At 48.4% G+C, this 23,160-nt stretch carries 17 protein-coding genes and 3 pseudogenes; 19 read left to right on the forward strand and 1 reads right to left on the reverse strand.

What is annotated here, in order from left to right; translation table 11 throughout:
- The first annotated feature begins 109 nt into the window (after window positions 1-109).
- Together pflA and JCM12259_RS01700 are read left to right on the forward strand one after the other, a co-directional pair.
- Window positions 110-949, forward strand: a complete 840-nt coding sequence (gene pflA, locus JCM12259_RS01695; RefSeq protein ID WP_025065185.1) for a pyruvate formate-lyase-activating protein — start codon at window positions 110-112, stop codon at window positions 947-949.
- Between the two features lie 319 nt (window positions 950-1,268).
- Complete coding sequence (locus JCM12259_RS01700) at window positions 1,269-4,508, forward strand: S41 family peptidase (RefSeq protein ID WP_051559053.1); 3,240 nt, start codon at window positions 1,269-1,271, stop codon at window positions 4,506-4,508.
- Between the two features lie 138 nt (window positions 4,509-4,646).
- Here JCM12259_RS01700 and gpmI read toward each other — a convergent pair.
- Window positions 4,647-6,166 (reverse strand): annotated as a pseudogene (gene gpmI / locus JCM12259_RS13210) (2,3-bisphosphoglycerate-independent phosphoglycerate mutase).
- A 276-nt stretch (window positions 6,167-6,442) separates the two neighbouring features.
- On the opposite strand from gpmI, the gene JCM12259_RS01710 reads away from it, so the two are divergent.
- The 17 genes and pseudogenes from JCM12259_RS01710 (at window position 6,443) to JCM12259_RS01785 (ending at window position 23,145) form a co-directional block, all read left to right on the forward strand.
- Window positions 6,443-7,723, forward strand: coding sequence for a peptidase U32 family protein (locus JCM12259_RS01710; RefSeq protein ID WP_025065187.1), 1,281 nt, complete (start codon window positions 6,443-6,445; stop codon window positions 7,721-7,723).
- An 18-nt stretch (window positions 7,724-7,741) separates the two neighbouring features.
- Complete coding sequence (locus tag JCM12259_RS01715) at window positions 7,742-8,218, forward strand: SufE family protein (protein WP_025065188.1); 477 nt, start codon at window positions 7,742-7,744, stop codon at window positions 8,216-8,218.
- Between the two features lies 1 nt (window position 8,219).
- A complete protein-coding gene (locus JCM12259_RS01720) occupies window positions 8,220-8,759 on the forward strand; it encodes an RNA methyltransferase (RefSeq protein WP_025065189.1) in 540 nt (179 codons plus the stop codon).
- A gap of 185 nt (window positions 8,760-8,944) precedes the next feature.
- Window positions 8,945-10,770: pseudogene (locus JCM12259_RS13215) on the forward strand (ABC transporter ATP-binding protein).
- Between the two features lie 255 nt (window positions 10,771-11,025).
- Window positions 11,026-11,964, forward strand: coding sequence for a lysophospholipid acyltransferase family protein (locus JCM12259_RS13220; RefSeq protein WP_081784139.1), 939 nt, complete (start codon window positions 11,026-11,028; stop codon window positions 11,962-11,964).
- Between the two features lie 167 nt (window positions 11,965-12,131).
- Complete coding sequence (locus JCM12259_RS01740; protein ID WP_021584835.1) at window positions 12,132-12,368, forward strand: acyl carrier protein; 237 nt, start codon at window positions 12,132-12,134, stop codon at window positions 12,366-12,368.
- 108 nt (window positions 12,369-12,476) lie between these two features.
- On the forward strand, window positions 12,477-13,739 hold the full coding sequence (gene fabF, locus JCM12259_RS01745; protein WP_025065190.1) for a beta-ketoacyl-ACP synthase II: 1,263 nt from the start codon (window positions 12,477-12,479) through the stop codon (window positions 13,737-13,739).
- A gap of 126 nt (window positions 13,740-13,865) precedes the next feature.
- Entirely contained in the window at window positions 13,866-14,747 is an 882-nt protein-coding gene (rnc, locus tag JCM12259_RS13225; RefSeq protein WP_374188295.1) for a ribonuclease III, read from the forward strand.
- A gap of 549 nt (window positions 14,748-15,296) precedes the next feature.
- Window positions 15,297-15,515, forward strand: a complete 219-nt coding sequence (locus JCM12259_RS01760; protein ID WP_025065191.1) for a hypothetical protein — start codon at window positions 15,297-15,299, stop codon at window positions 15,513-15,515.
- A gap of 40 nt (window positions 15,516-15,555) precedes the next feature.
- The gene (locus JCM12259_RS15695; RefSeq protein ID WP_148299541.1) at window positions 15,556-16,737 is read left to right on the forward strand and encodes a hypothetical protein; all 1,182 of its coding nucleotides are present in this window, start codon (window positions 15,556-15,558) and stop codon (window positions 16,735-16,737) included.
- Window positions 16,737-17,153 carry a hypothetical protein gene (locus JCM12259_RS16400; RefSeq protein ID WP_051559059.1) on the forward strand — a complete coding sequence of 139 codons (417 nt, stop codon included), beginning with the start codon at window positions 16,737-16,739 and terminating at the stop codon, window positions 17,151-17,153. The genes JCM12259_RS15695 and JCM12259_RS16400 overlap by 1 nt, the downstream gene beginning before the upstream one ends.
- A gap of 30 nt (window positions 17,154-17,183) precedes the next feature.
- Window positions 17,184-17,447, forward strand: coding sequence for a hypothetical protein (locus JCM12259_RS01770; protein ID WP_025065192.1), 264 nt, complete (start codon window positions 17,184-17,186; stop codon window positions 17,445-17,447).
- Between the two features lie 63 nt (window positions 17,448-17,510).
- Window positions 17,511-18,260, forward strand: a complete 750-nt coding sequence (locus JCM12259_RS13235; protein ID WP_234396510.1) for a DUF6261 family protein — start codon at window positions 17,511-17,513, stop codon at window positions 18,258-18,260.
- Window positions 18,161-18,430: a hypothetical protein gene (locus JCM12259_RS17030; RefSeq protein ID WP_234396511.1), complete on the forward strand. Its 270-nt coding sequence runs from the start codon at window positions 18,161-18,163 to the stop codon at window positions 18,428-18,430. The genes JCM12259_RS13235 and JCM12259_RS17030 overlap by 100 nt, the downstream gene beginning before the upstream one ends.
- A gap of 156 nt (window positions 18,431-18,586) precedes the next feature.
- Window positions 18,587-18,698: pseudogene (locus JCM12259_RS17690) on the forward strand (IS30 family transposase); the annotation flags it as partial.
- A 176-nt stretch (window positions 18,699-18,874) separates the two neighbouring features.
- A complete protein-coding gene (purL, locus tag JCM12259_RS01780; RefSeq protein ID WP_025065193.1) occupies window positions 18,875-22,597 on the forward strand; it encodes a phosphoribosylformylglycinamidine synthase in 3,723 nt (1,240 codons plus the stop codon).
- A complete protein-coding gene (locus JCM12259_RS01785) occupies window positions 22,576-23,145 on the forward strand; it encodes a chromate transporter (protein WP_051559061.1) in 570 nt (189 codons plus the stop codon). Before purL ends, JCM12259_RS01785 begins: the two co-directional genes overlap by 22 nt.
- Window positions 23,146-23,160: the final 15 nt, after the last annotated feature.

A 23,160-nucleotide genomic window follows, 5' to 3' on the forward strand; every position in this document is an offset into this window, starting at 1 on the left:
AGGCCACATTCTCCGTCATTATTTTTCGGAGGACAGTTTAAAGTTAGTAATTGTTTAGAAGTCCTCCTCTTACAGGAGGACTTTTTTCTTTCCGAAAACAAATAGCATTATGATTTACAGTGATTTAACTTCAAAAGAAAACCCGGTTGATTCCTCTTTGCCTTCTCCCGAACAGTCGAAGAGAGTTCCTTTCGGGCGCATCCACTCCGTCGAAACATTCGGATCAGTAGACGGTCCGGGCATTCGCTTCATCGTATTTTTAAAAGGTTGCGCGATGAGATGCCGCTACTGCCACAATCCAGACACGTGGGATCCGCAGTCAGACGACCTTCGTACGGCCGACGAAGTGCTCGAACAGGCACTCCATTATCGCTCTTATTGGGGCCGGAAAGGCGGAATCACGGCGAGCGGAGGCGAAGCTCTCTTGCAGATCGATTTCCTTACAGACCTCTTCCGCAAGGCAAAAGCACAGGGAGTCAATACTTGTCTCGACACAGCTGCACGCCCGTTTACCTGTCGCGAACCGTTTTTCGGGAAATTTCAAGAGCTGATGAAGTACACCGATCTTGTACTTTTAGACATCAAACACATCGACGACGAAGGGCATAAGCAGCTTACCGGCTGGACCAATCGCAACATTTTAGACTGTGCCCGCTATCTGTCTGACATCGGAAAGCCCATTTGGATCCGCCACGTCTTGGTTCCCGGCGTCACCGACGACGACAAACTCCTTTACCGTCTGCGCGATTTCCTAAAAACATTACACAACATCGAGCGTATCGAAGTGCTCCCTTACCACGCCCTCGGAGTGTATAAATGGGACGAACTCGGTATTCCTTATACCCTCCGCGACGTCGAACCGCCCACGCAGGAGCGTGTAGACAATGCACAACGGATATTGAACGAGGCCCTCGATCTCCCTCTTTCCCAAGAGGAAAGAACTGTCTGATAAGCACAAGTTTTATTGCTCCTGCTTTCGACAAATGGTGGGTCGAAAGTCGCCTTATTTCCAATCCCTCTCTCAAACGGAGAGGGACGTTTCATTTGGCAGTGCGCGTGCTGTTTTCACGAAGCGTGAGTTAGACGACAACTAACAGTGAATGACACGGCGATTAAGCATGAGTTGCACTGCGATTAACAGTTAGTTGAAACCAGTCTCATGATCTCACGACGATTAAATCTTGCGGAATGGTGATTTTTCTAACCACAAACCAACCGGTGTTGACAAATATTTCGTATATTTGCAAACAGTTTAACCCATAATTCAAATGATAAAACAACTACTCACCTTGGCTGCTTTGACATTCTCATTGTCAGCAAGTGCGCAAACACATCCGCTGTGGATGCGTTATAGTGCGATCTCTCCTGATGGCTCGACCATCGCGTTTTCTTACAAGGGCGACATCTACACCGTTCCTGTCGGAGGCGGGAATGCCCGCCAACTGACGTCCAATGCGGCCTATGATGCTTATCCCGTGTGGAGTCCCGATGGGCAAAACATCGCCTTTGCATCGAATCGTGAGGGCAGTATGGACATCTACTTGATGAACCGCAACGGCGGTGCGCCCAAACGATTGACTACCGATAGCAGCGACGAATACCCGCAGACCTTCCGCGACAACACACATATCCTGTTCTCAGCAAACGGTATGCCCACGCAGAAATCCATCATTTTCGCAGGCGGATCGTTCCCGCAGGTGTATGAAGTAGGTACTAACGGCGGTCGTCCCAGGCTCTTTTCGGGTCTGACAATGCTCAATATCAGCATCAACCAACGTGGAGACATTCTCTATCACGACCAAAAAGGCTATGAGGATCCGTATCGGAAACACCACCAGTCGCCGATAACACGCGACATTTGGTTGTTAAAGAATGGCCGATATACACAGCTTACCACTTTCAAAGGCGAAGACCGAAACCCTGTTTGGGCGCCAGACGGCACGCACTTTTATTATCTCAGCGAGACCGACGGCACGTTCAATGTCTACAAACGCAGTGCCGACGGAGCCGAAACAACGCAACTCACACACTTCAAAGGCAATCCGGTGCGCTTTCTCACGGTGTCGAACAACGGCACACTCTGCTTCGGATACGATGGCGAAATCTATACCTTGCGTGACGGCGGACAGCCACAGCGGGTGAATGTGAGTGTTGTTGCCGACCGCAGCGACCTCGATCTCGAGCGGCAGAATTGGACTTACGGTGCCTCGGAAATCAAAGTTTCACCCACGGGTAATGAAATTGCGTTCGTTCTTCACGGCGATGTTTATGTAACATCTGTGGACTATAAGACGACGAAACAGATTACCGACACGCCCGAACAAGAGCGAGACATCGACTTTTCACCCGACGGCAAGAGTCTTGTTTACGCTTCAGAGCGCGGCGGCTTGTGGCAAATCTATATGGCAAAGCCCAAGAACAGCAATGAGAAAAACTTTACTTACGCCACCGATATCATTGAAGAACAGTTGGTAAAGTCGGCTAAAACCTCGCAGATGCCGCAGTTCAGCCCCGATGGAAAGAGCGTAGCCTTCTTTGAAGATCGCGGTGATCTCCGCGTGATCGACGTCAAAACAAAGGCTGTTCACACGGCAATGGACGGCAAATATATCTATTCTTACAGCGACGGCGATATCTGGTTCGAATGGAGTCCGGATAGTAAATGGTTGCTTTCTGCCTATATCGGCAACGGCGGTTGGAACAACCGTGACATCGCTTTGGTCAATGCGGCCGGCACGGGAGAGATTCACAACCTTACGCAGAGCGGTTACAGCGATGGCAATGGCAAGTGGGCATTGGGCGGAAAAGCAATGATTTTCAGCAGCGATAGAGCCGGATACCGCAGCCACGGCAGCTGGGGTACCGAGGAAGATGTATATATTATGTTCTTCGATCTTGATGCTTACGACCGTTTCCGGATGTCGAAAGAAGAGCGGGAATTGGCCGATCAGATCGCAAAGGACAACAAACCCGTTGCCCAAACGAAGAAGAATAAGAAAGGAAAGAAGAAAAACAAAACAGAGAAAGACGACACATCGAAGTTGCTCCGGTTTGATTTTGCTAACTGTCGAGACCGTATCGTGCGGCTCACTGTTAATTCTTCGCATCTCGGCGATGCCGTTCTCAGCCCCGGAGGAGACACCTTATATTATCAGGCTGCATTCGAAGGAGACTATGATTTGTGGAAACACGACTTGAAAGAGAATAAAACCGAGATTGTGTTGAAAGGTGTCGGAGGCGGCGCTTTACAGCCCGACAAAGGATTTAAGAATCTTTATCTGTGTGCTTATCGAGGCATTAAAAAGATCGAAATCGGCTCAAAAGCCATTAAAAACATCGACTTCGAGGCTCGGTTTAACTATCGTCCGTATGCGGAACGCCGTTATATGTTCGACCATATATGGCAACAAGTGAAGGATAAGTTCTACGATCCTAAGCTACATGGCGTCGATTGGGACGGCTATCGCAAGACTTACGAACGCTTCTTGCCGTATATCAACAACAATTTTGACTTTCGTGATATGCTGAGCGAGATGCTCGGCGAGTTGAATGCATCTCATACAGGCGCCCGTTACTTTGGTTATGGAACGAATTTACCTACGGCTTGTCTCGGAGTTTTCTATGATCAAGACTACAACGGAGACGGGCTCAAAATCGCAGAAGTCATCAAACGCAGTCCGCTTGCACTCCAAAACACGAGTGTGAAGGCCGGATGTATCATCGAAAAAATCGACGGACAGAAGATCGTTCGCGATTCCGACTACAACTATATGCTTGACGGCAAGGTCGGAAAGCCCGTTCGTCTCTCCGTGTTCAACCCTCAAACGAACAAGCGTTTCAATGTAACGATACGCGCTATCAGCAAATATGCACAACAAGAACTGCTTTACAAACGGTGGGTTGACCACAACCGCCAACTTGTAGACAGTCTTTCAGGTGGGCGGATTGCCTATGTTCACGTGAAGGCAATGAACAGTCAGAGCTTCAGAACGGTGTATAACGAACTGCTGAGCGATAAGAATCGTAATCGTGAAGCTGTCATTGTAGACGAGCGTCACAATGGAGGCGGCTGGCTGCACGATGATCTTTGCACGCTGCTCAGCGGCAAAGAGTATCAGAAATTCATTGCACACGGCAAGTATATCGGACGCGATCCGTTCAACAAATGGGTTAAACCGTCGTGTGTTTTGATATGTGAAGACGATTACAGCAACGGTCATGGCTTCCCGTTCGTATACAAAGAGTTGGGCATCGGCAAGCTGATCGGCGCTCCGATAGCAGGTACGATGACCGCCGTTTGGTGGGAATCGCTCATCGATCCGACAATGGTCTTTGGTATTCCACAAGTCGGTTGCCAAGATATGCACGGCAGATGGGGAGAAAATACACAGCTGAATCCTGACATCGAAGTATATAACTCGCCCGAGGATTATCTCAATGGCAACGACCGACAGATTGAGAAGGCCGTCCGAAGTTTCAATCTTGCGCCGCTATCTTCGTCTAAATAAAGGCTGAAATACAAAAACCGGGAGGATATTCTGCAATTGAATATCCTCCCGGTAATTGTTTTCGTTGATTTGTTTATCAAGTAAACAAGGTGATGAGTAGACAAATCAGCGAGTTAATGAGCTGCAAGTAATCATCTTTCAATGATCTGAAATCAAGTTTTCTCCAGTCATTTCAGCAGGTTGTTCGAGTCCCATGATGTGCAGAATAGATGGTGCCACGTCGGCCAAACGACCGTTACGGATCGTTGCACTGTTGTTGTCTGTCACATAAATCACGGGTACCGGATTGAGCGAATGTGCCGTATTTGGTGTACCATCTTCGTTGATAGCATTGTCGGCATTGCCGTGATCGGCGATAATCAACGCCTCATAACCATTAGCTTTAGCAGCTTCGATAACCTCACGCACACAATTGTCGACGGCGTGAACAGCTTTGGCGATGGCATGATACACACCAGTGTGACCCACCATGTCGCCATTGGCAAAATTGACGACAATGAAATCGTATTCCTGTGTATTGATAGCGCCCACCAATTTATCCTTTACTTCATAGGCACTCATCTCCGGTTGCAGGTCATAAGTGGCCACTTTGGGCGAAGGAACCAGTATACGATCTTCGCCTTCGAACGGAGTTTCGCGTCCACCATTAAAAAAGAACGTGACATGCGCATATTTCTCGGTTTCTGCCGTGTGCAATTGCCGTTTGCCCTGAGCGCTGAGATATTCGCCGAGTGTGTTTTCAACGTTTTCTTTCGGGAATAAAATCTCCACGCCTTTAAAACTTGCATCATAAGGCGTCATGCAATAATAGTGCAGATTCTTAATCGTATGCATACCTTCATCGGGCATATCCTGCTGAGTGAGAACTTGTGTAAGCTCTTTTGCACGGTCGTTACGGAAGTTGATAAAGATCACAACATCGCCCTCCGAAATCGTTCCATCGACAGTCGAATTGTGGATAGGCTTGATAAATTCGTCGGTCACTCCCTCGGCATAACTGGCTTCCATAGCCTGCACCATATCGTCGGCCTGCGCGCCTTTCCCCATAACCAAGAGGTCGTAAGCCTCTTTCACGCGATTCCAACGCTTGTCTCTGTCCATGGCATAGAAGCGTCCCACGATGCTCGCCACAGCTGCATCGTTTTTCGCGCAATGATCAGTAAGTTCGCGAATAAATCCAGCACCGCTTTTCGGATCGGTGTCGCGGCCATCCATAAAACAGTGTATGTAGGTCTGTTTGAGCCCGTATTCCTTGGCAATTTCGATGAGTTTGAAGAGGTGATCGAGTGAAGAATGCACGCCGCCGTTGCTTGTCAGCCCCATCAGATGGAGTTTCTTGCCCGACTCCCGGGCATAAGTGTAAGCCTCAACGATGCCTTTGTTTTCTCGAATCGAACCATCTTGCAAGCGCGGTTGATCTTCACCAAATCCTGATACACCACGCGTCCGGCCCCAATATTGAGATGGCCTACCTCCGAATTACCCATTTGTCCGTCGGGAAGTCCCACGTTTTCGCCCGAGGCTTGCAGTTCTGCATGAGCCGAGACAGCGTTTAGATAATCCAAATAAGGTGTCGGCGTGTTGTAGATCACATCTCCCACGCCATGTTTTCCGATTCCCCAACCGTCGAGAATCATCAATAAAGCTTTCTTTGTCATAATGTTTTTATTTGTTCAATCATCATCATGTTCTGCGTGCAAAGGTAGCCATTATTTTCCGAATAACGGTTAGTTGTTCAGCGATTAACGGTCAGTTGCACGCCGATTAACGGTTAGTTGCGATGCGATTAACAGTTGATCAAATTCCTCTTAGGCTCTCCCTGAGCGGAGGAGATACACCAACGGGTGAGCGATCGGCAGTCAACCATCGACAGTCAATGAATAATTTGGAGTGCGGATTTGGGCGAATGTATAAATTACAGTAACTTTGCAGCGATGAACAAGGACATTAATGAATTTGAGATAATGGCTCCGGTGGGCTCGAGAGAGAGCTTAGCGGCAGCCATACAAGCAGGTGCCGGGTCAGTATATTTCGGTGTGGGACAGCTCAATATGCGGTCGCACTCAGCCAACCATTTCACTATCGACGATCTGAAAGATATTGCCGCAACGTGTCGGGAGCACGGGATCAAGACCTATCTCACGGTGAACACCGTGATTTATAACGACGATTTGCAGGCGATGCGCGATATTATCGATGCGGCAAAAGCAGCCAATGTATCGGCTGTTATTGCCAGCGACATTGCCGTAATGATGTATTGCAGAGCGGTAGGTGTGGAGGTTCACCTCTCCACTCAGCTGAATATATCCAACATCGAGGCACTGAAATTCTATGCGCAGTTTGCCGATGTAGTTGTGTTGGCACGCGAATTGAATATGGATCAGGTAGCGGAGATTCACCGACAGATCTCAGAACAGCGCATCACAGGCCCCGGGGGAGAAACGGTTCGCATTGAGATGTTCTGCCACGGAGCGCTGTGTATGGCCGTCAGCGGCAAGTGTTATATGAGTCTTCACGATGCAAACAGGTCGGCGAATCGTGGTGAATGCGTGCAGATCTGCCGTCGGTCGTACACGGTTACGGATAATGAGACGGGCAACCAACTTGAAATCGACAACAAATACATAATGAGTCCGAAAGACTTGAAGACCGTGCGCTTCATCGATCGGATGATGGATGCAGGCGTGCGGGTATTTAAAATCGAAGGCAGAGCACGCGGACCGGAATATGTTTATACCGTGGTGAGATGTTATAAAGAGGCCATTCGGAGCGTGGTCGATGGCACTTTTACCGACGAAAAGAAAGATGCGTGGGACCGACAGTTGGCTACCGTCTTCAACAGAGGCTTCTGGGACGGTTACTATCAGGGTCAGACGATGGGCGAATGGACGAAGAATTACGGCAATAAAGCTACCGAGAAGAAAGTCTTAGTGGGCAAAGTGGTCAAGTATTTCTCACGTTTGGGCGTGGCCGAATTGGCTGTCGAGGCATCCGAGATTACGTTAAACGATCGATTACTCATCACCGGTACCACTACGGGTGTACTGTATTTCGATGCCGCAGAGATTCGTTATGAATTACAACCGGTGCCGAAAGCCGAGAAAGGTTGGCACGTTTCAATTCCCGTTCCGGGAAAAGTGAGACCGGGAGATAAGGTGTTTAAAATCGTGAGAGCGGCCTCCCCTGCTCCCTCCAAAAGAGGGGAAACCCGATAACAGATAAAGATTTGAAATATGAACAATAACGAATATAACGACGAAAAGTCTTTTTCTTCGGGAGAAGTTAAAAGTAGCCAGTCGATTAATGACCTTCAAAATGAAGTGATTGAGGAGTTTTCCGCGTTCACGGATTGGATGGATAAGTATCAGATGTTGATCGACTTGGGAAACGAATTGGCCCCATTGGACGAGAGATATAAAACAGAAAGCAACCTGATCGACGGCTGTCAGAGTCGTGTCTGGCTGCAATGCGACCTGCACAATGGCCTTTTGGTATTCACTGCCGACAGCGATGCGCTCATCACCAAGGGCATTATCGCCTTGCTGATTCGCATAGTCAGCGGGCACACTCCACAGGAAATCCTCGACACCGAGCTCTATTTCATCGACCGTATCGGCCTGAAAGAACACCTGTCTCCTACTCGTTCCAACGGTCTGTTATCAATGGTGAAGCAGATCAAGATGTATGCGCTGGCACTGAAAAAGAGTTGACATGCGCAAACTTCGTACCATAGAGATGCACCGTTTGACGGTAGAAGAATTTAAGGAAGCCCCGAAGCTGCCGCTCATTGTCGTGCTCGACGATGTCAGGTCGCTGTATAACGTTGGCTCGGTATTTCGCTGCTGCGATGCATTTCGTGTAGAGGCAGTGTATCTTTGCGGTATAACAGCCACCCCGCCCAATGCAGAGATCCACAAAACTGCACTCGGTGGGGAGGAGTCTGTTGACTGGTTGTATTTCGACAGTGCCGAGGCGGCCGTCAAACAACTTCATTCCACAGGCTATTTCGTATATAGTATTGAGCAGGTTGAGGGTTCGACGTCATTAGAAACACTCGTTTTGGATCCCCGAAAACAATATGCTGTGGTCTTGGGTAACGAGGTAAAAGGTGTTCAACAGAGCGTTATCAATGCGAGCGATGGCTGTTTGGAAATTCCGCAATTCGGTACCAAACACTCCATTAATGTATCGGTTGCTGCCGGAATCGTGGTTTGGGAGTTTGCCAAAAGTCTGTTGTTACCGGGCAAATGAGGCGGAGAGAAACGTTAATTATCCTCATTTCTCGGTTTACTCTGTTGCAAATCACGTCGATAAATGATACCTTTGTCTCACTAAAACCCATAAAACAATATACCCATGGAGGTATACTCGCATTCAAGACATACTGATTAGTATCTACGAATTGCCACTGTTTTGTAAGTAAAGACAATCATTCGATGAAAGAATTTATACAAGTTCTCAGGCGGTTTGTGCCTCCTTATAAGCGGTATTTGGCGCTGTCGGTAGTGTTCAATGTCCTTTCGGCCGTGCTCAATATCTTCTCTTTTGCCGCCCTTATACCTATTTTGCAGATCCTGTTTAAGACAGATGGTGCCGCAAAAGCCAGCCAACTGATGGCGTGGAATTGGCATAACCTGAAAGGAGTAGTTACCAATAATGTCGACTATTACGTCCAGATGCTAATCAATCAGATGGGAGCCACGGGCACATTACTTGCCATCGGCCTCTTCTTAGCATTAATGACGTTCCTCAAAACAGGTGCTTACTTCCTCTCTTCGGCCACAATCATCCCCATCCGAACAGGTATTGTGCGCGACATTCGCAATCAGTTATACCGCAAAATTACATCACTCTCGATCGGCTTTTTCTCTGATGAGCGTAAGGGAGATATCATCGCGCGGATGAGTGGCGACGTACAGGAAATCGAAAGTTCGATTATGTCGTCGTTGGATATGCTTTTTAAGAATCCCGTTTTAATCATCGCTTACTTCGTTACGCTGCTCGTCATTTCGTGGCAGCTCACACTTTTCACGATCATCTTTGTCCCAATCTTCGGTTGGTTTATGGGGTTCGTAGGCCGAAAACTCAAACAGAAGAGTATCAAAGCACAGTCTTTGTGGAGCGATACCATCAGTCAGGTGGAGGAAACGCTTACCGGTCTGCGCATCATCAAGGCGTTCTGTGCCGAAGAAAAGATGAATGCACGCTTCGATCGAGTGAATTCCGACTATCGCAATAACCTGTTGCGGGTGAACGTCAGACAACAAATGGCTCACCCGATGAGTGAGTTTCTCGGCACGGTAATGATTGTTGTCGTGCTGTGGTTTGGTGGAACGCTCGTGTTGAACAACCACACACTCGACGGTCCTACGTTTATCTATTACTTAGTAATGCTTTACAGCATCATCAATCCGCTCAAAGAGTTCTCCAAAGCAGGGTATAACATCCCCAAAGGATTGGCTTCGATGGAGCGTGTGGATAAGATTTTGAAAGCCGAAGTAGAGATTCACGATGCCGAAAAGCCCGTTCCACTCAACGGCTTCAACCACTGCATCGAGTTTCGCAACGTGTCTTTCCGCTATGGAGAACAATGGGTTTTGCGCCATATCAACCTCAAAATAGAGAAAGGAAAAACCGTAGCCCTCGTGGGACAAAGCGGCAGCGGAAAGTCGACATTGGTCGATTTGATTCCCCGTTACTATGATGTGCAGGAGGGTGAAGTACTCATTGACGGAATCAACGTACGTGATATGCGGCTCCACGACCTGCGTCAGCTCATCGGAAATGTCAATCAAGAGGCCATCCTTTTCAATGACACGTTCTTCAATAACATCTCATTCGGCGTAGAAAATGCAACTATCGAACAGGTAGAACAGGCCGCTCGCATTGCTAACGCGCACGATTTCATTATGGCGACAGAACACGGTTACGACACGAATATCGGCGATCGAGGCGGCCGTTTATCAGGAGGCAACGCCAACGAGTAAGTATTGCCCGTGCGATTTTAAAGAATCCGCCCATCCTTATACTTGATGAAGCAACCAGCGCATTAGATACTGAGAGCGAAAGATTAGTGCAAGACGCCCTCGAAAGACTAATGAAGACACGCACAACAATTGCCATTGCTCACCGACTGTCTACAATCAAGAACGCCGATGAAATCTGCGTGCTCCACGACGGACGCATTGTGGAACGCGGAACACACGACGAACTGATGGCGCAAAACGGTTATTACCGAAAACTTCATGAAATGCAGCAGTAAAATGCAGCTTGATGCTCTCCGAAAGAAACTGAATCGACAACAAGGAACGGCATCCTTTGATTCTCAGTGAAATATCAGAGAGGTTGCAAATTACCGTTACCTGCGAGACAACTAAGCGTTAATCACCACGCCATTAACTGTTAATCACCGTGTAACTAACAGTTAAACACAACGAGGGATTTGGCTCCCTCTCTTCCTCAAAAGGGAAAGAAAACGACAGAAATTGAGTTGAATTTAAGAATAAAAGAGCGAAAAATGTGGACCTCAAAGGATCAATCCTCCCCCTTTTCGACAATAGGCGGAGCCGTGCTTGTCGGTTTTTTCCGTCTTCTTTCGCGTCTGCCGCTATGCCTGCTTTATGGCATTTCCGATTTCGAATACCTTATTGTATATAGAGTCTTGCGGTATCGGCGTCGCACAGTGCGATATAATCTCACATCATCTTTCCCTGAAAAATCGATCAAAGAAATACGACACATCGAGCAACAATTCTATCATTGGCTTTGCGATTACTTCTTCGAAGCCGTCAAATTGCTTACCATCAGCGACAAAGAATTGCGTCGACGCTTCACCATCCACAACTCCGAAGAAATCGTCGAATGCTTTCGTGAGGGCCAATCTGTGGCCGCCATCCTCGGGCATTACTGCAATTGGGAGTGGCTCTCGTGTGTAGGCATCGAACTCCCGAGTTCGGCCCGGTCTGGACTCATCTACAAACCGTTGCGCAACCGAGCTTTCGACCGACTTTTCCGAGCCATTCGCTCGCGCGTAGGTGGTGTTCCCGTACCCAAAAACGACATCTTGCGCTATCTCGTTGACTATCGTCGACAAGGCATCATGAGTATTTTCGGTTACATCTCAGATCAAGCGCCGCGCTGGGAAAACATCCATTTGTGGGTTCCTTTTCTGCATCACGATACGCCGGTATTCACCGGTGCCGAACGCATCATGCGCAAAATGAACAATGCTGTTTACTATGTTGAGATGTCAAGACCGCGCCGCGGCTACTACACTTGCACTTACCGACTCATCACCAAAACACCGGCCACGCTTCCCGAATACGAAATCACACGCCGATTCTTTGCTCTTCTCGAAGAAAATATCCGTCGATCACCACAATATTATTTGTGGAGTCACAACCGTTGGAAGCGTACACACGAAGAGTATAATGCAAGGAAAAGAGTGAAAGAGTAGACACTTTTGCTCATTCACTCACCTATTTCTTGCACAATTGATAGGTAAGTGTGCAATAGACAGTGCTTTTTTGTCCAAAAAGTTTGCATGAATGAATAAAAAGTTGTTCCTTTGCAGCCGAATTTTTATCATTGAAATGATTTACAAACCATTTAAAAAGAAAGATTATGTCAGAAATTGAATCAAAAGTAAAGGCTATTATCGTAGACAAACTCGGTGTAGATGAGGCAGAAGTAAAGCCTGAAGCAAGTTTCACAAACGATCTTGGCGCTGACTCGCTTGATACGGTTGAGTTGATTATGGAGTTCGAAAAAGAATTCGGAATCTCTATTCCCGACGATAAGGCAGAGACCATTCAGACTGTGGGCGACGCTATCGCATACATCGAGGAGAACGCAAAGTAAGTCTCCCGTAATCACTCGCGACTGACGAGTGTTAGTTGCTCCGCTTTTTGTTAATATATAAAGGAACAACTAACACTCATCAGTCTCTTTTTATCTAAACCAATCAGCATGGAATTAAAAAGAGTAGTCGTAACAGGCTTAGGTGCCGTTACTCCTGTGGGCAACACACCCGAAGAAACGTGGCAGAGCCTCGTTGCAGGCAAAAGCGGTGCTGCACCTATTACGCATTTCGATAGCTCCAAATTCAAGACACACTTTGCCTGCGAGGTGAAAGACCTCAATGTGAACGATTTTATCGATCGCAAAGAAGCTCGCAAACTCGACCGATACACGCAGTTGGCACTGATTTCGGCTATACAAGGTGTGAAAGCCAGCGGTATCGACTTGGAAAAAGAAGACAAAGAACGTATCGGCGTGGTCTATGGAGTGGGTATCGGCGGAATCAAAACCTTTGAAGATGAAGTGATTTATTATGGTCAGCACATCGACGAAGGACCGAAGTTCAGTCCTTTCTTCATTCCGAAGATGATCGCCGACATCGCAGCGGGACAGATTTCCATCCATTTCGGATTCCACGGGCCCAATTACACCACGACATCTGCGTGTGCTTCGTCAAGCAATGCATTGGCAGACGCATTCAATTTGTTACGTTTGGGCAAAGCCAACATCATCGTTGCGGGCGGTGCCGAAGCAGCAGTCTGTGCCTGTGGAGTGGGCGGATTCAACGCAATGCACGCTCTCTCAACCCGCAATGACGATCCCGAGCACGCTTCGAGACCGTTCAGCGCAAGCCGAGATGGCTTTGTGATGGGCGAAGGAGCAGGTTGTCTGATCCTCGAAGAGCTCGAACACGCCAAAGCGCGAGGTGCAAAGATCTACGCAGAGATGGTTGGCGAGGGTGCAAGTGCCGATGCTTACCACATCACGGCAAGTCATCCGGAGGGTCTCGGAGCCAAACTTGTGATGCAACGCGCCCTCGAAGACGCCGGTTTGAAGCCCGAAGACATTGACTATATCAATGTTCACGGCACATCGACATCTGTCGGCGACATCTCAGAAGCCAAAGCTATCAAGGATGTTTTCGGCGAATCAGCCTATAAACTCAATATAAGCTCTACCAAATCGATGACTGGTCACCTCCTCGGAGCTGCCGGTGCCGTAGAGGCTATGGCTTGTGTGCTGGCCGTAAAGAATGATATTATTCCGCCAACGATCAATCACAACGATGAAGATGTCGATGAGGCGATCGACTACAAGATGAACTTCACGTTCAACAAGGCTCAAAAGCGCGAAGTGCGTGCTGCTTTAAGCAACACGTTTGGCTTCGGAGGACACAACGCCTGCGTTATCTTCAAGAAGTATGCTCAATGATTTGATCGACAGAATAAGGCTCCCTTTCCGCAAGGATAAGGAGCTTTATTTGTCTTTATACAATGTAATCGGCTTTTATCCGCACGATATCAGCATTATAAGTTAGCTTTGATGCACAAGAGTGTAATGCATCGGAACAAGAAAGGCAAGCCATTGAACAACGAACGACTTGAATTTCTCGGCGATGCAATCCTCGACGCCACTGTGGGCGACATCGTTTACCGACATTTTCCGGGTAAACGCGAAGGCTTTCTTACCAATACACGCAGTAAACTTGTGCAACGCGAGACACTCAATCGATTAGCCGATGAGATGGGTATAAGCCGTTTAATAATGTCATCCGGACGCAGTTCTTCTCATAACAGTTCTATGGGAGGAAATGCGTTCGAGGCTCTTGTCGGCGCCATTTACCTCGACCGAGGCTACGATGCGTGTATGCAATTTATCGAACGACGCATTCTCGGTAAGATGATCAATATCGATCGTGTGGCATATAAGGAAGTTAACTTCAAAAGTAAGTTGATCGAGTGGTGTCAGAAGAACCGAATCAAGATGCGATTCGAGCTGATCAAGCAGGAGAAAGACTCACAAGGGAATCCTGTTTTCAAGTTTGCTGTGGTGTTAGAAACCGTCAAATGCAGCGAAGGAAGCGGGTTCAGCAAGAAAGAAAGCCAACAGTTGGCCTCTAAACTCACCTTGGAGCGTTTGAAAAAAGAGCCGCAATTCATTGACGAAGTATTTGCAGCCAAGACCGAACGTACCAAGATGGAGGAAGAACCAGTTGAAATCGTGCCTGAAACAGAGGTCAAAGACGATTTTATTATCCCGCAATCGGAAACGGAATCAGCTATTACCGAACCAGTTTCGTATGAAGAGCCGGCAGTCGATTCAGATTCAAAAGATCCCGATTTCGACCTGAGCGACATTGCGGTAAAGACCGAAGACGATATGGATCGAGAAGAGATCATCGCCGCCGCAGAGGCTGCCGCCTTTTCCGAAAACAATTGAGCCATAGCTCATTGTTGCCATATCGACTTGAAATTAAGTCAAAAGATCAAGCGGAGTAACTCCATTGAGAGTTGCTCCGCTTCATCTTTTATGAAATCAAACCGCTTCTTAAAGCTAAGTGTTCTTGGACACAATGCAGAATAATTACTCTTTTCTTTTGTTGTTTTAAAAAGTTTCCTTACCTTTGCCCCCGACTTTCGCCCCCTAAGTTAGAAGGACGGGGCTTGAACAAATAAAGATATGACAATAAGAACAAATATAAACAGCCGTAGCGCGATGCAAAAGAGCAGCAACTCTCTTGCATCTTTTAACGCTTTATATTTGCATATCTCGGAAAAAGTCTTAACACACACACACACACACACATCGCACCTGGCGTAGAGACATTTTAGGTCTTCGCTTACGCGCGCGCGTAAGGAGACGGCTGAACACCAATAAACAAAGGGCTCAACAGAGTTCCCTTTGTTCGGCAACGCGTGCTCTTAGGATTAAGCCAACAAGAGAAATATAAGCGCATATTTAACCCCAAAATCAATTAAATATTAGACAATGAAAGAAAAGAAAACAGACAAGCGGGCATATATGGAGCCCGTGTGCGAATCGTTCACCGTCGAAGCGGAGCAACTGCTGCAGGCGGCCAGTGGCAACGCCGGTATGATTGGACCGGGCGCCGGTGGCGGTGATGCCAAGCAAGGATGGTTTGAAGAGGAAGAGGAGAAAACCGCTTCTTCTGATGAGAATAAGTTTGGCTCCCTCTGGGAAGACTGATGAAAAGAACGTAATAACAAACAATGAAATTAGAGAAGAAATGAAAACGATAAGATTATTTCAAGTAAGCATGTTGCTGGCTCTGACGCTCATCGCGGCAGGATGCGCCAACGACGAAGTAGCGAAGAACGAGCAGCAGGGCGCTAACGGCATTCCTGCCGGAACAACCGTATTCAGCGGGGAGACCCGTCCGAGCACCACAACGCGTACAGCGATCGTAGACCACACGAAAGGCGGGAGTGCCAAGGTAATCTGGGCTGCCACGGACAAAATTTGGGTGAAAGACAACACGAATACATGGCACGAGAGTGACGCAGCCTCATTCCACGAATTGCCAAACAAGGCCAAGGCCATGTTCACCCTGAACGGCACCTACACGGGTGCCACGCACGACGTTATCTATACCAACCTGCCCATCACAGGCACGCCACAGGTAGAGATCAAGTCCACGCAGACACAGTCGGCCCCCAACAACTTCGACCATGCCGGCGCATCGGGCGACTGCGGTGTAGCCACAGCCACGGGCGGGTCAGGCAAATATGGCTTCAAGTTAGACCACAAGGCGTCCTACCTATGCCTGATACCACGCACCACAGACGCCATCTTCCAGCGGTGCAAACTCATCAAGATCGAAGTGAGTGCCGACAACGACATTGCCGGTACCTACGGCATCTCCTCCGCAGGTCTCTCCGCTTCGCCCATAAGTGGTGCCAGCAAAGAAATAACACTCCATACCGGTGCAGGCTTCGACCTTAACACCTCTACCACCGACATCACCAAAAATGGTGCCTACATGGTGATTGCGCCAGGCACCCACAAACTGAAGATACGCTATTGGCTGAAAGACGACGTTACCAACATCGAGGGAACGATTACAAAATCAATTCCTGCCAAGCAATACGAAGCTGGAAAAATCCACGACCTCACCGCCAATCTCGACACCCGCGCCTACGATAATAAGTACTACATGTGGGACGCTCAGAAAGACTGCTGGTACGGACATGAGAGTGCACAGCCTACCGCTAACGATGAAACGCCTCCCACCACGGGCCACTATCCGCAAAGCGCCGCAACCGACCCTGACCGATGGCACAATCAAGGGGCTCTTTCCCCATTGCAGCAAGCTTCCAACAGTTGCAAAGACTGTCCCAACGTGAACGAGATGATATGGTATGTTATGAAAGGGGAGGCAAGAGCGGACAATGACGAGCTTTATACCTGATGGGGCACCTCTACAAAGGAAATGGCGTATGGCTGAAAAAGCAATCCAAAATAGCAGAAGACGAAGGCGTTACCATAGCCGACATTAAAGCCGGGTATACAGAAGGAGGCGTTACCACCGACTATCGGACAAGCGGAGAGTCTCACCATTATTCGCTCCCCTCGAACATTCTGCCAACTGCGGAAGAATGCGAAAATTATTTCTTCCTTCCGCCATTGGGAATGTATCAATCAGCTGGCGGACTAGGGATGTTGTCGTTTGTTGGAGAGAAAGGATGCTATTTCTCTTCAAGCCCATATCATGATGCACCTTCACATGCATACTATGACTTAATATTCAACTACGGAACCCAAATCATGATATCCCACTTTGTCGGAGGGTATTCCTTAAGAGCAGAGCCCACATTATTCAAGTAGAAAGGCTGCAAAGACGACTCTCCCACATAAATGGATAAGCGAAAAACTGCAACCGTAAGCTTTCCCAAGCTTGGGAAGATGAGAAAACGCAAAAAATCATCTCTCCCAAACTTGGGAAAAACAGAAAACAGCGAAAATAGCGTTTCGCTCGCAAGCGAAATGCAGAAAACGCGAAAAACAGCGTTTCGCTTGCAAGCGACGGACAAAAAACAGCGAAAACTGGCTTTCGCTCGCAAGCGAAATGCAGAAAACGCGAAAAACAGCGTTTCGCTTGCAAGCGACGGGAAAAAATAGTCAAAAGCAGTCCGTCGCTTGTGTTTTTTTCCTCAAACGTTTAACTTTTAAAATCAAAAAACAATGACACTACAAACCATTTATTACAGTCGGCTCCAAAACATGGAGCATTATCAGTTTGCGTCGCGCGTGCTGCAGCTTTGCAACGAGGCGAAAGTGGAGAAACTCACGGCGGTGCTGGGTCCGCTCGCGGCCTGCGTGGCCGACGAAGATCGGGTGCTGAACCAGCCGCGCACCGGGGCCGATACCAAGGCGCTGGAAGAGGCCGACCGCAAACGCGACAAATCCTATCAGTCGCTTCGGTTGCTCGTGGCGCTGCACCTCAACAGCGCCGACAAGGCCGTGTTGACCGCCGCCGAAGCCGTGGACCGCGTGATGAAAGCCTATCCCGACGTGGCCGCGAGCAACTACGACAAGGAGACGGGCCTGATCAAAAACCTCGTGGCCGATTTGCGCACGGCCGATCTCTTGCGGCACGTGGCGCGACTCCAAGCGCAGGTGTATATCAACCTGCTCGATGCCGACAACAAAGCGTTTGACACGCTGTTCCACGCTCGGGTGAAGTCGGGCGCGCCCGCCGGCTCGTTCGACATCAAACCGCTGCGCGCCGCCACCGACAAAGCCTCAACGCCGTGCTCCGCCGCATCGATGCTCTCGACGAGCTGGAGCCGTCGGCCCCGATCACTGCGCTCATCACGCAATACAACAACTTGGTGGACAACCGTCGGACACTGTTGGCCGGTCGGGCCGCCACGAACAAAGCCCGCGCCGACAAACAAACCGAGGCGCTCCGCAAAGAACTCGATCCGCTGATCCGGAAGTTCGAAGAAGAAAACGGCATCGCTCCCAACGTCCTCGCTTTCACCGGCAAGACGCAAGGCACGGGTAAAAAGAAAGCCTATGAATTGGCCTATACCACCGACCCGAAACGGACGATGTGGGTCAGGAAGAACAAAGAGGGTAAGCTGGAAAAGGAAGATTAAAAGGAAAAGGCGATTTAAAGGTGAAAAGGCGTCTTAAAGGTGAAAAAGTGAAAGGATAATTTAAAAGTGAAAAGGTGAAGGGGTGAAAAGATGGCTGTTGAGCCTGTCTTTTCACCCTTTTGCTATGGTTGGGGGTGGTGCGGCAGGTTGGGTTGGGGCATCTGTCAATCTATGCTTTCGCGTGAATTAAAACGCAACAGCAGTCCATCGGGTAAGTATATCTTGGTTCAAGGCACATGACAAGGCGATGAAGCGTCGAAAGCGTTCCACCAATATGCTCTTCATGACGAGGCTGCCACACGGGAAAAAGTCTGAGCCATTGACCAAAGAGGTGCGCCGGCTGCTATGCCCAACCATCTATTAACTCTGCATTTTATTTTGTTCTTCAACCGAATTGGCGTATCTTTGCAACATCATTCATCACCTATTATATTCAGAACGACTATGATTCTTTTCTTCAAAACATCCAAAGAGACCGTGATTGCAACAGCTTTCGACCATCGGCCGAGTACAAACGAGACAAACGAGCTGTGCTGGTTGTATGGCGATGCCACGCTGATCGATGCACCGGAACTGACCGGTTATTATGTGGGACCGCGTCGAGAGATGGTCACTCCGTGGAGTACGAATGCCGTTGAGATTACACAGAATATGAATCTTAACGGCATTTTGCGTATTGAGGAATATTTTCCCGTTGCCTCAAAAGAAGCCGAACACGACCCAATGCTGCAACGAATGTATGACGGTTTGGATCAGAACATCTTCACGATAGACCGTAAACCCGAACCGATCAAATATATCAACGATATAGAAACATATAATGAGCAGGAAGGTTTGGCGCTTTCGCCCGAGGAAATAAAATATCTTCACACCATTGAAAAGGCCAACGGACGTCCGCTGACAGACTCTGAAATCTTCGGATTTGCGCAAATCAATTCAGAGCATTGCCGTCATAAGATTTTCGGAGGTACGTTCGTCATCGACGGAAAGGAGATGGAGTCGTCGCTATTTGCAATGATCAAGAAGACAACCCATGAGAATCCGAATCGTATTTTGAGTGCATATAAAGATAATGTAGCCTTTGCACAGGGGCCGATCATCGAACAGTTTGCACCTAAGGATCAGTCGACAAGCGACTATTTCCAAGTGACAGATGTAGAGAGTGTCATCTCGTTGAAAGCCGAAACACATAATTTCCCTACCACAGTGGAGCCTTTCAACGGTGCTGCAACAGGCACAGGCGGTGAGATTCGTGATCGAATGGCAGGCGGAACGGGCTCTTGGCCCATCGCGGGAACGGCTGTTTATATGACAGCTTATCCCCGTTTACAAGGCGCCGATACCACGTTGAGAGATTGGGAAGCCTTAATCCCAGCCCGTAACTGGCTGTATCAGTCGCCTGAACAAATATTGATCAAAGCCTCGAACGGTGCTTCTGATTTTGGGAATAAGTTCGGACAGCCGTTGATTTGCGGTTCGGTGCTCACGTTCGAACATCAAGAAGAATCCTCGTCCGAAGACCTCTTGGCTTATGATAAGGTGATTATGCTAGCCGGAGGAGTCGGTTACGGCACCCGAAGAGACTGTTTAAAGAAAGCTCCGCAGCCTGGAAATAAAGTGGTAGTTGTGGGTGGTGACAATTACAGAATCGGTCTTGGAGGCGGCTCTGTATCGTCAGTTGATACAGGACGATATGCCAACGGCATTGAGCTTAACGCCATTCAGCGTGCCAATCCGGAGATGCAGAAGCGTGCTTACAACCTTGTGCGTGCCTTGGTAGAGGCAGATGACAATCCCGTTGTGTCCATTCACGACCACGGTTCAGCAGGACATCTCAACTGTTTATCGGAACTTGTCGAGGAATGTGGCGGTAAAATAGAAATGGATCAGCTGCCTATCGGTGACCGAACACTGTCTGCCAAGGAAATCATTGCAAATGAAAGCCAAGAGCGAATGGGGTTACTCATCGATGAAAAACACATCGATCACGTACGAAAAATTGCCGAACGGGAACGTGCTCCACTGTATGTCGTAGGCGAAACGACCGGCGATGCGCATTTCTCTTTTGTCCAAAAGGATGGCATCAAGCCGTTCGATCTTGATGTATCACAGATGTTCGGTCATTCGCCTAAGACTATAATGACGGATAAGACGGTAGAACGACACTATGAAAACGTAACTTACGACCTGCAAAAAATCGATGAATACCTTGCACGCGTACTGCAATTAGAAGCCGTTGCGTGCAAAGACTGGCTGACAAATAAAGTAGACCGTTCCGTGACCGGTAAGGTTGCGCGGCAGCAATGTCAAGGAGTGATCCAGCTTCCGTTATCAGATTGTGGTGTGGTTGCGCTCGACTACCGCGGTCGTAAGGGTATTGCTACAGCCTTAGGGCACGCTCCCCAGGCGGGGCTTGCATCCCCCTCGGCAGGCTCTGTGCTGTCAGTTGCCGAGTCGTTGACCAATATTGTGTGGGCACCTTTGCGTGAAGGACTGCGCAGTGTGTCGCTTTCGGCCAATTGGATGTGGCCCTGTCGGTCGCGCGAAGGCGAAGATGCGCGACTCTATCAGGCTGTGAAAGCCTTGTCGGACTTCTGTTGCGAACTTGGAATCAACGTCCCAACGGGTAAGGACTCGCTGTCACTCACTCAACAATATCCTGATGGTGAGAAAGTGATTGCACCCGGAACGGTTATTGTTACGAGTGGAGGTGAGGTTTCAGATGTGCGTAACGTGGTGTCACCGGTGGTTATTAACGATAAGAACTCGTCTCTTTATTACATTGATTTCAGCTTCGATGCTCAGCGGTTAGGCGGTTCTGCCTTTGCACAAAGCCTCGGAAAGGTGGGCGATGACGTGCCGACCGTATCTAATGCTGCATATTTCGCAGATTGTTTCGAGGCTGTTCAGGAGTTGATCAACCGCAAATGGATTATGGCCGGACACGATATCAGTGCCGGCGGACTGATTGTCACATTGTTGGAAATGACTTTTGCCAATGCAAAAGGCGGTTTACACATCAATCTTCACGATTTAGCAGACGACGACTTAGTGAAGAATCTCTTTGCCGAAAACCCCGGAATCGTTATCCAAGTGGCCGATTCGCACAAGCACGAACTGCAAAACTACTTAGAAGAAAGAGGAATCGGATTTGCAAAAATCGGTTATCCGACCCCTGATAAACGCACACTCATCGTTAAGAAAGGCGAAATAACACATTCATTCGATATAGATGCCTTGCGCGATACGTGGTTCCGGACCTCTTATTTGCTCGATTCCAAGCAGAGTTTGAACGGAATGGCAAAGAAACGATACGTGAATTACAAGAAGCAACCTATCGAGTTCAAATTTAAAAAGGACTTTACGGGGAGGCTTTCTCAATACGACCTCGATGCCGACCGTCGTAAACCGACCGGTATCAAAGCTGCCATCATCCGCGAAAAAGGAACCAACGGTGAGCGCGAAATGGCTTATGCACTTTATCTCGCAGGCTTCGATGTGAAAGATGTCACGATGACCGATCTTATCTGCGGCCGCGAAACATTGGATGAAATCCACCTGATCGTGTTCTGCGGAGGCTTTTCCAATTCCGATGTTTTGGGCTCGGCAAAAGGCTGGGCAGGTGCTTTCCTCTATAATCCGAAAGCCAAAGAGGCGCTCGATCGTTTCTATTCGCGTTCCGATACATTATCCCTGGGTATCTGCAACGGGTGTCAATTGATGGCAGAATTGAATTTAATCAATCCCGAACACCGTCATCGGGGCCATCTCTGTCACAATAACTCGCGTAAATTTGAAAGTGCTTATCTCACATTAAGCATCCCATCGAACAACAGTGTGATGTTCGGCAGTCTCAGCGGATGCAAACTCGGACTATGGGTCGCCCACGGCGAAGGACGATTTTACTTACCCGAGCCCGAGGACCAATACCAAATCGTTGCCAAATATAACTATGCCGAGTATCCCGGTAATCCCAACGGAAGCGACTATAACGCTGCAGCCATCTGCTCAGCAAACGGCCGTCACCTCGCGATGATGCCTCATTTAGAACGCGCCATATTTCCCTGGCAGAACGCATTCTACCCTAATGAGCACCGCGCTGATGACATCACACCGTGGATTGAGGCGTTTGTCAATGCACGAAAATGGATAGAAGAGAGAAAATGAGCAACACGAACAGATTCTATTGGGACAGCTTCAAGACTTTCTTTAAAATAGGAGCATTCACCCTTGGAGGCGGTTATGCGATGATCCCCATTATCGAAGCCGAAGTCGTTGATAGATACAAATGGCTCGAAAAACAAGATTTCATCGATCTAATTGCCGTTGCCCAGAGCTGTCCGGGCGTTTTCGCCATCAATATGAGCATCTTTATCGGCTACAAACTGCGCCGACTCCGAGGTGCATTGTGCACGAGTTTAGCCACAACCTTACCCTCGTTCCTGCTCATTCTGCTGATAGCTATGTTCTTCAAGCAATTTGAAAACAATACGATTGTAGCTGCAATGTTTCGCGGCATACGTCCGGCCGTCGTGGCATTGATTGCCGCTCCCACATTCAATTTAGCTAAAAGTACGAATATTTCGCTAACAAATTGTTGGATTCCGTTGGTCTCTGCCCTTGCAATTTGGCTCTTGGGCGTTAATCCCGTGTACGTAATCATCATCGCAGGAATAGGCGGTTATCTTTACGGGAAGTTCTTAAAAGAAACCTGAATGCAACAACTCATA

Origin of the sequence: Hoylesella enoeca JCM 12259 (assembly GCF_000613405.1) — a bacterium.
GTDB lineage: Bacteria > Bacteroidota > Bacteroidia > Bacteroidales > Bacteroidaceae > Prevotella > Prevotella enoeca.

Coding starts and splice junctions, on each gene's coding strand:
- JCM12259_RS01740 (WP_021584835.1), top strand. CDS start 12,132: ATGTCAGAAATTGAATCAAAAGTAAAGGCTATTATCGTAGACAAACTC.
- JCM12259_RS01720 (WP_025065189.1), top strand. CDS start 8,220: ATGCGCAAACTTCGTACCATAGAGATGCACCGTTTGACGGTAGAAGAA.
- JCM12259_RS13220 (WP_081784139.1), top strand. CDS start 11,026: ATGTGGACCTCAAAGGATCAATCCTCCCCCTTTTCGACAATAGGCGGA.
- JCM12259_RS01715 (WP_025065188.1), top strand. CDS start 7,742: ATGAACAATAACGAATATAACGACGAAAAGTCTTTTTCTTCGGGAGAA.
- fabF (WP_025065190.1), top strand. CDS start 12,477: ATGGAATTAAAAAGAGTAGTCGTAACAGGCTTAGGTGCCGTTACTCCT.
- JCM12259_RS13235 (WP_234396510.1), top strand. CDS start 17,511: ATGACACTACAAACCATTTATTACAGTCGGCTCCAAAACATGGAGCAT.
- JCM12259_RS16400 (WP_051559059.1), top strand. CDS start 16,737: ATGGGGCACCTCTACAAAGGAAATGGCGTATGGCTGAAAAAGCAATCC.
- JCM12259_RS01760 (WP_025065191.1), top strand. CDS start 15,297: ATGAAAGAAAAGAAAACAGACAAGCGGGCATATATGGAGCCCGTGTGC.
- JCM12259_RS15695 (WP_148299541.1), top strand. CDS start 15,556: ATGAAAACGATAAGATTATTTCAAGTAAGCATGTTGCTGGCTCTGACG.
- JCM12259_RS01785 (WP_051559061.1), top strand. CDS start 22,576: ATGGATAGAAGAGAGAAAATGAGCAACACGAACAGATTCTATTGGGAC.
- pflA (WP_025065185.1), top strand. CDS start 110: ATGATTTACAGTGATTTAACTTCAAAAGAAAACCCGGTTGATTCCTCT.
- purL (WP_025065193.1), top strand. CDS start 18,875: ATGATTCTTTTCTTCAAAACATCCAAAGAGACCGTGATTGCAACAGCT.
- JCM12259_RS01710 (WP_025065187.1), top strand. CDS start 6,443: ATGAACAAGGACATTAATGAATTTGAGATAATGGCTCCGGTGGGCTCG.
- JCM12259_RS01770 (WP_025065192.1), top strand. CDS start 17,184: ATGGATAAGCGAAAAACTGCAACCGTAAGCTTTCCCAAGCTTGGGAAG.
- JCM12259_RS01700 (WP_051559053.1), top strand. CDS start 1,269: ATGATAAAACAACTACTCACCTTGGCTGCTTTGACATTCTCATTGTCA.
- rnc (WP_374188295.1), top strand. CDS start 13,866: ATGCATCGGAACAAGAAAGGCAAGCCATTGAACAACGAACGACTTGAA.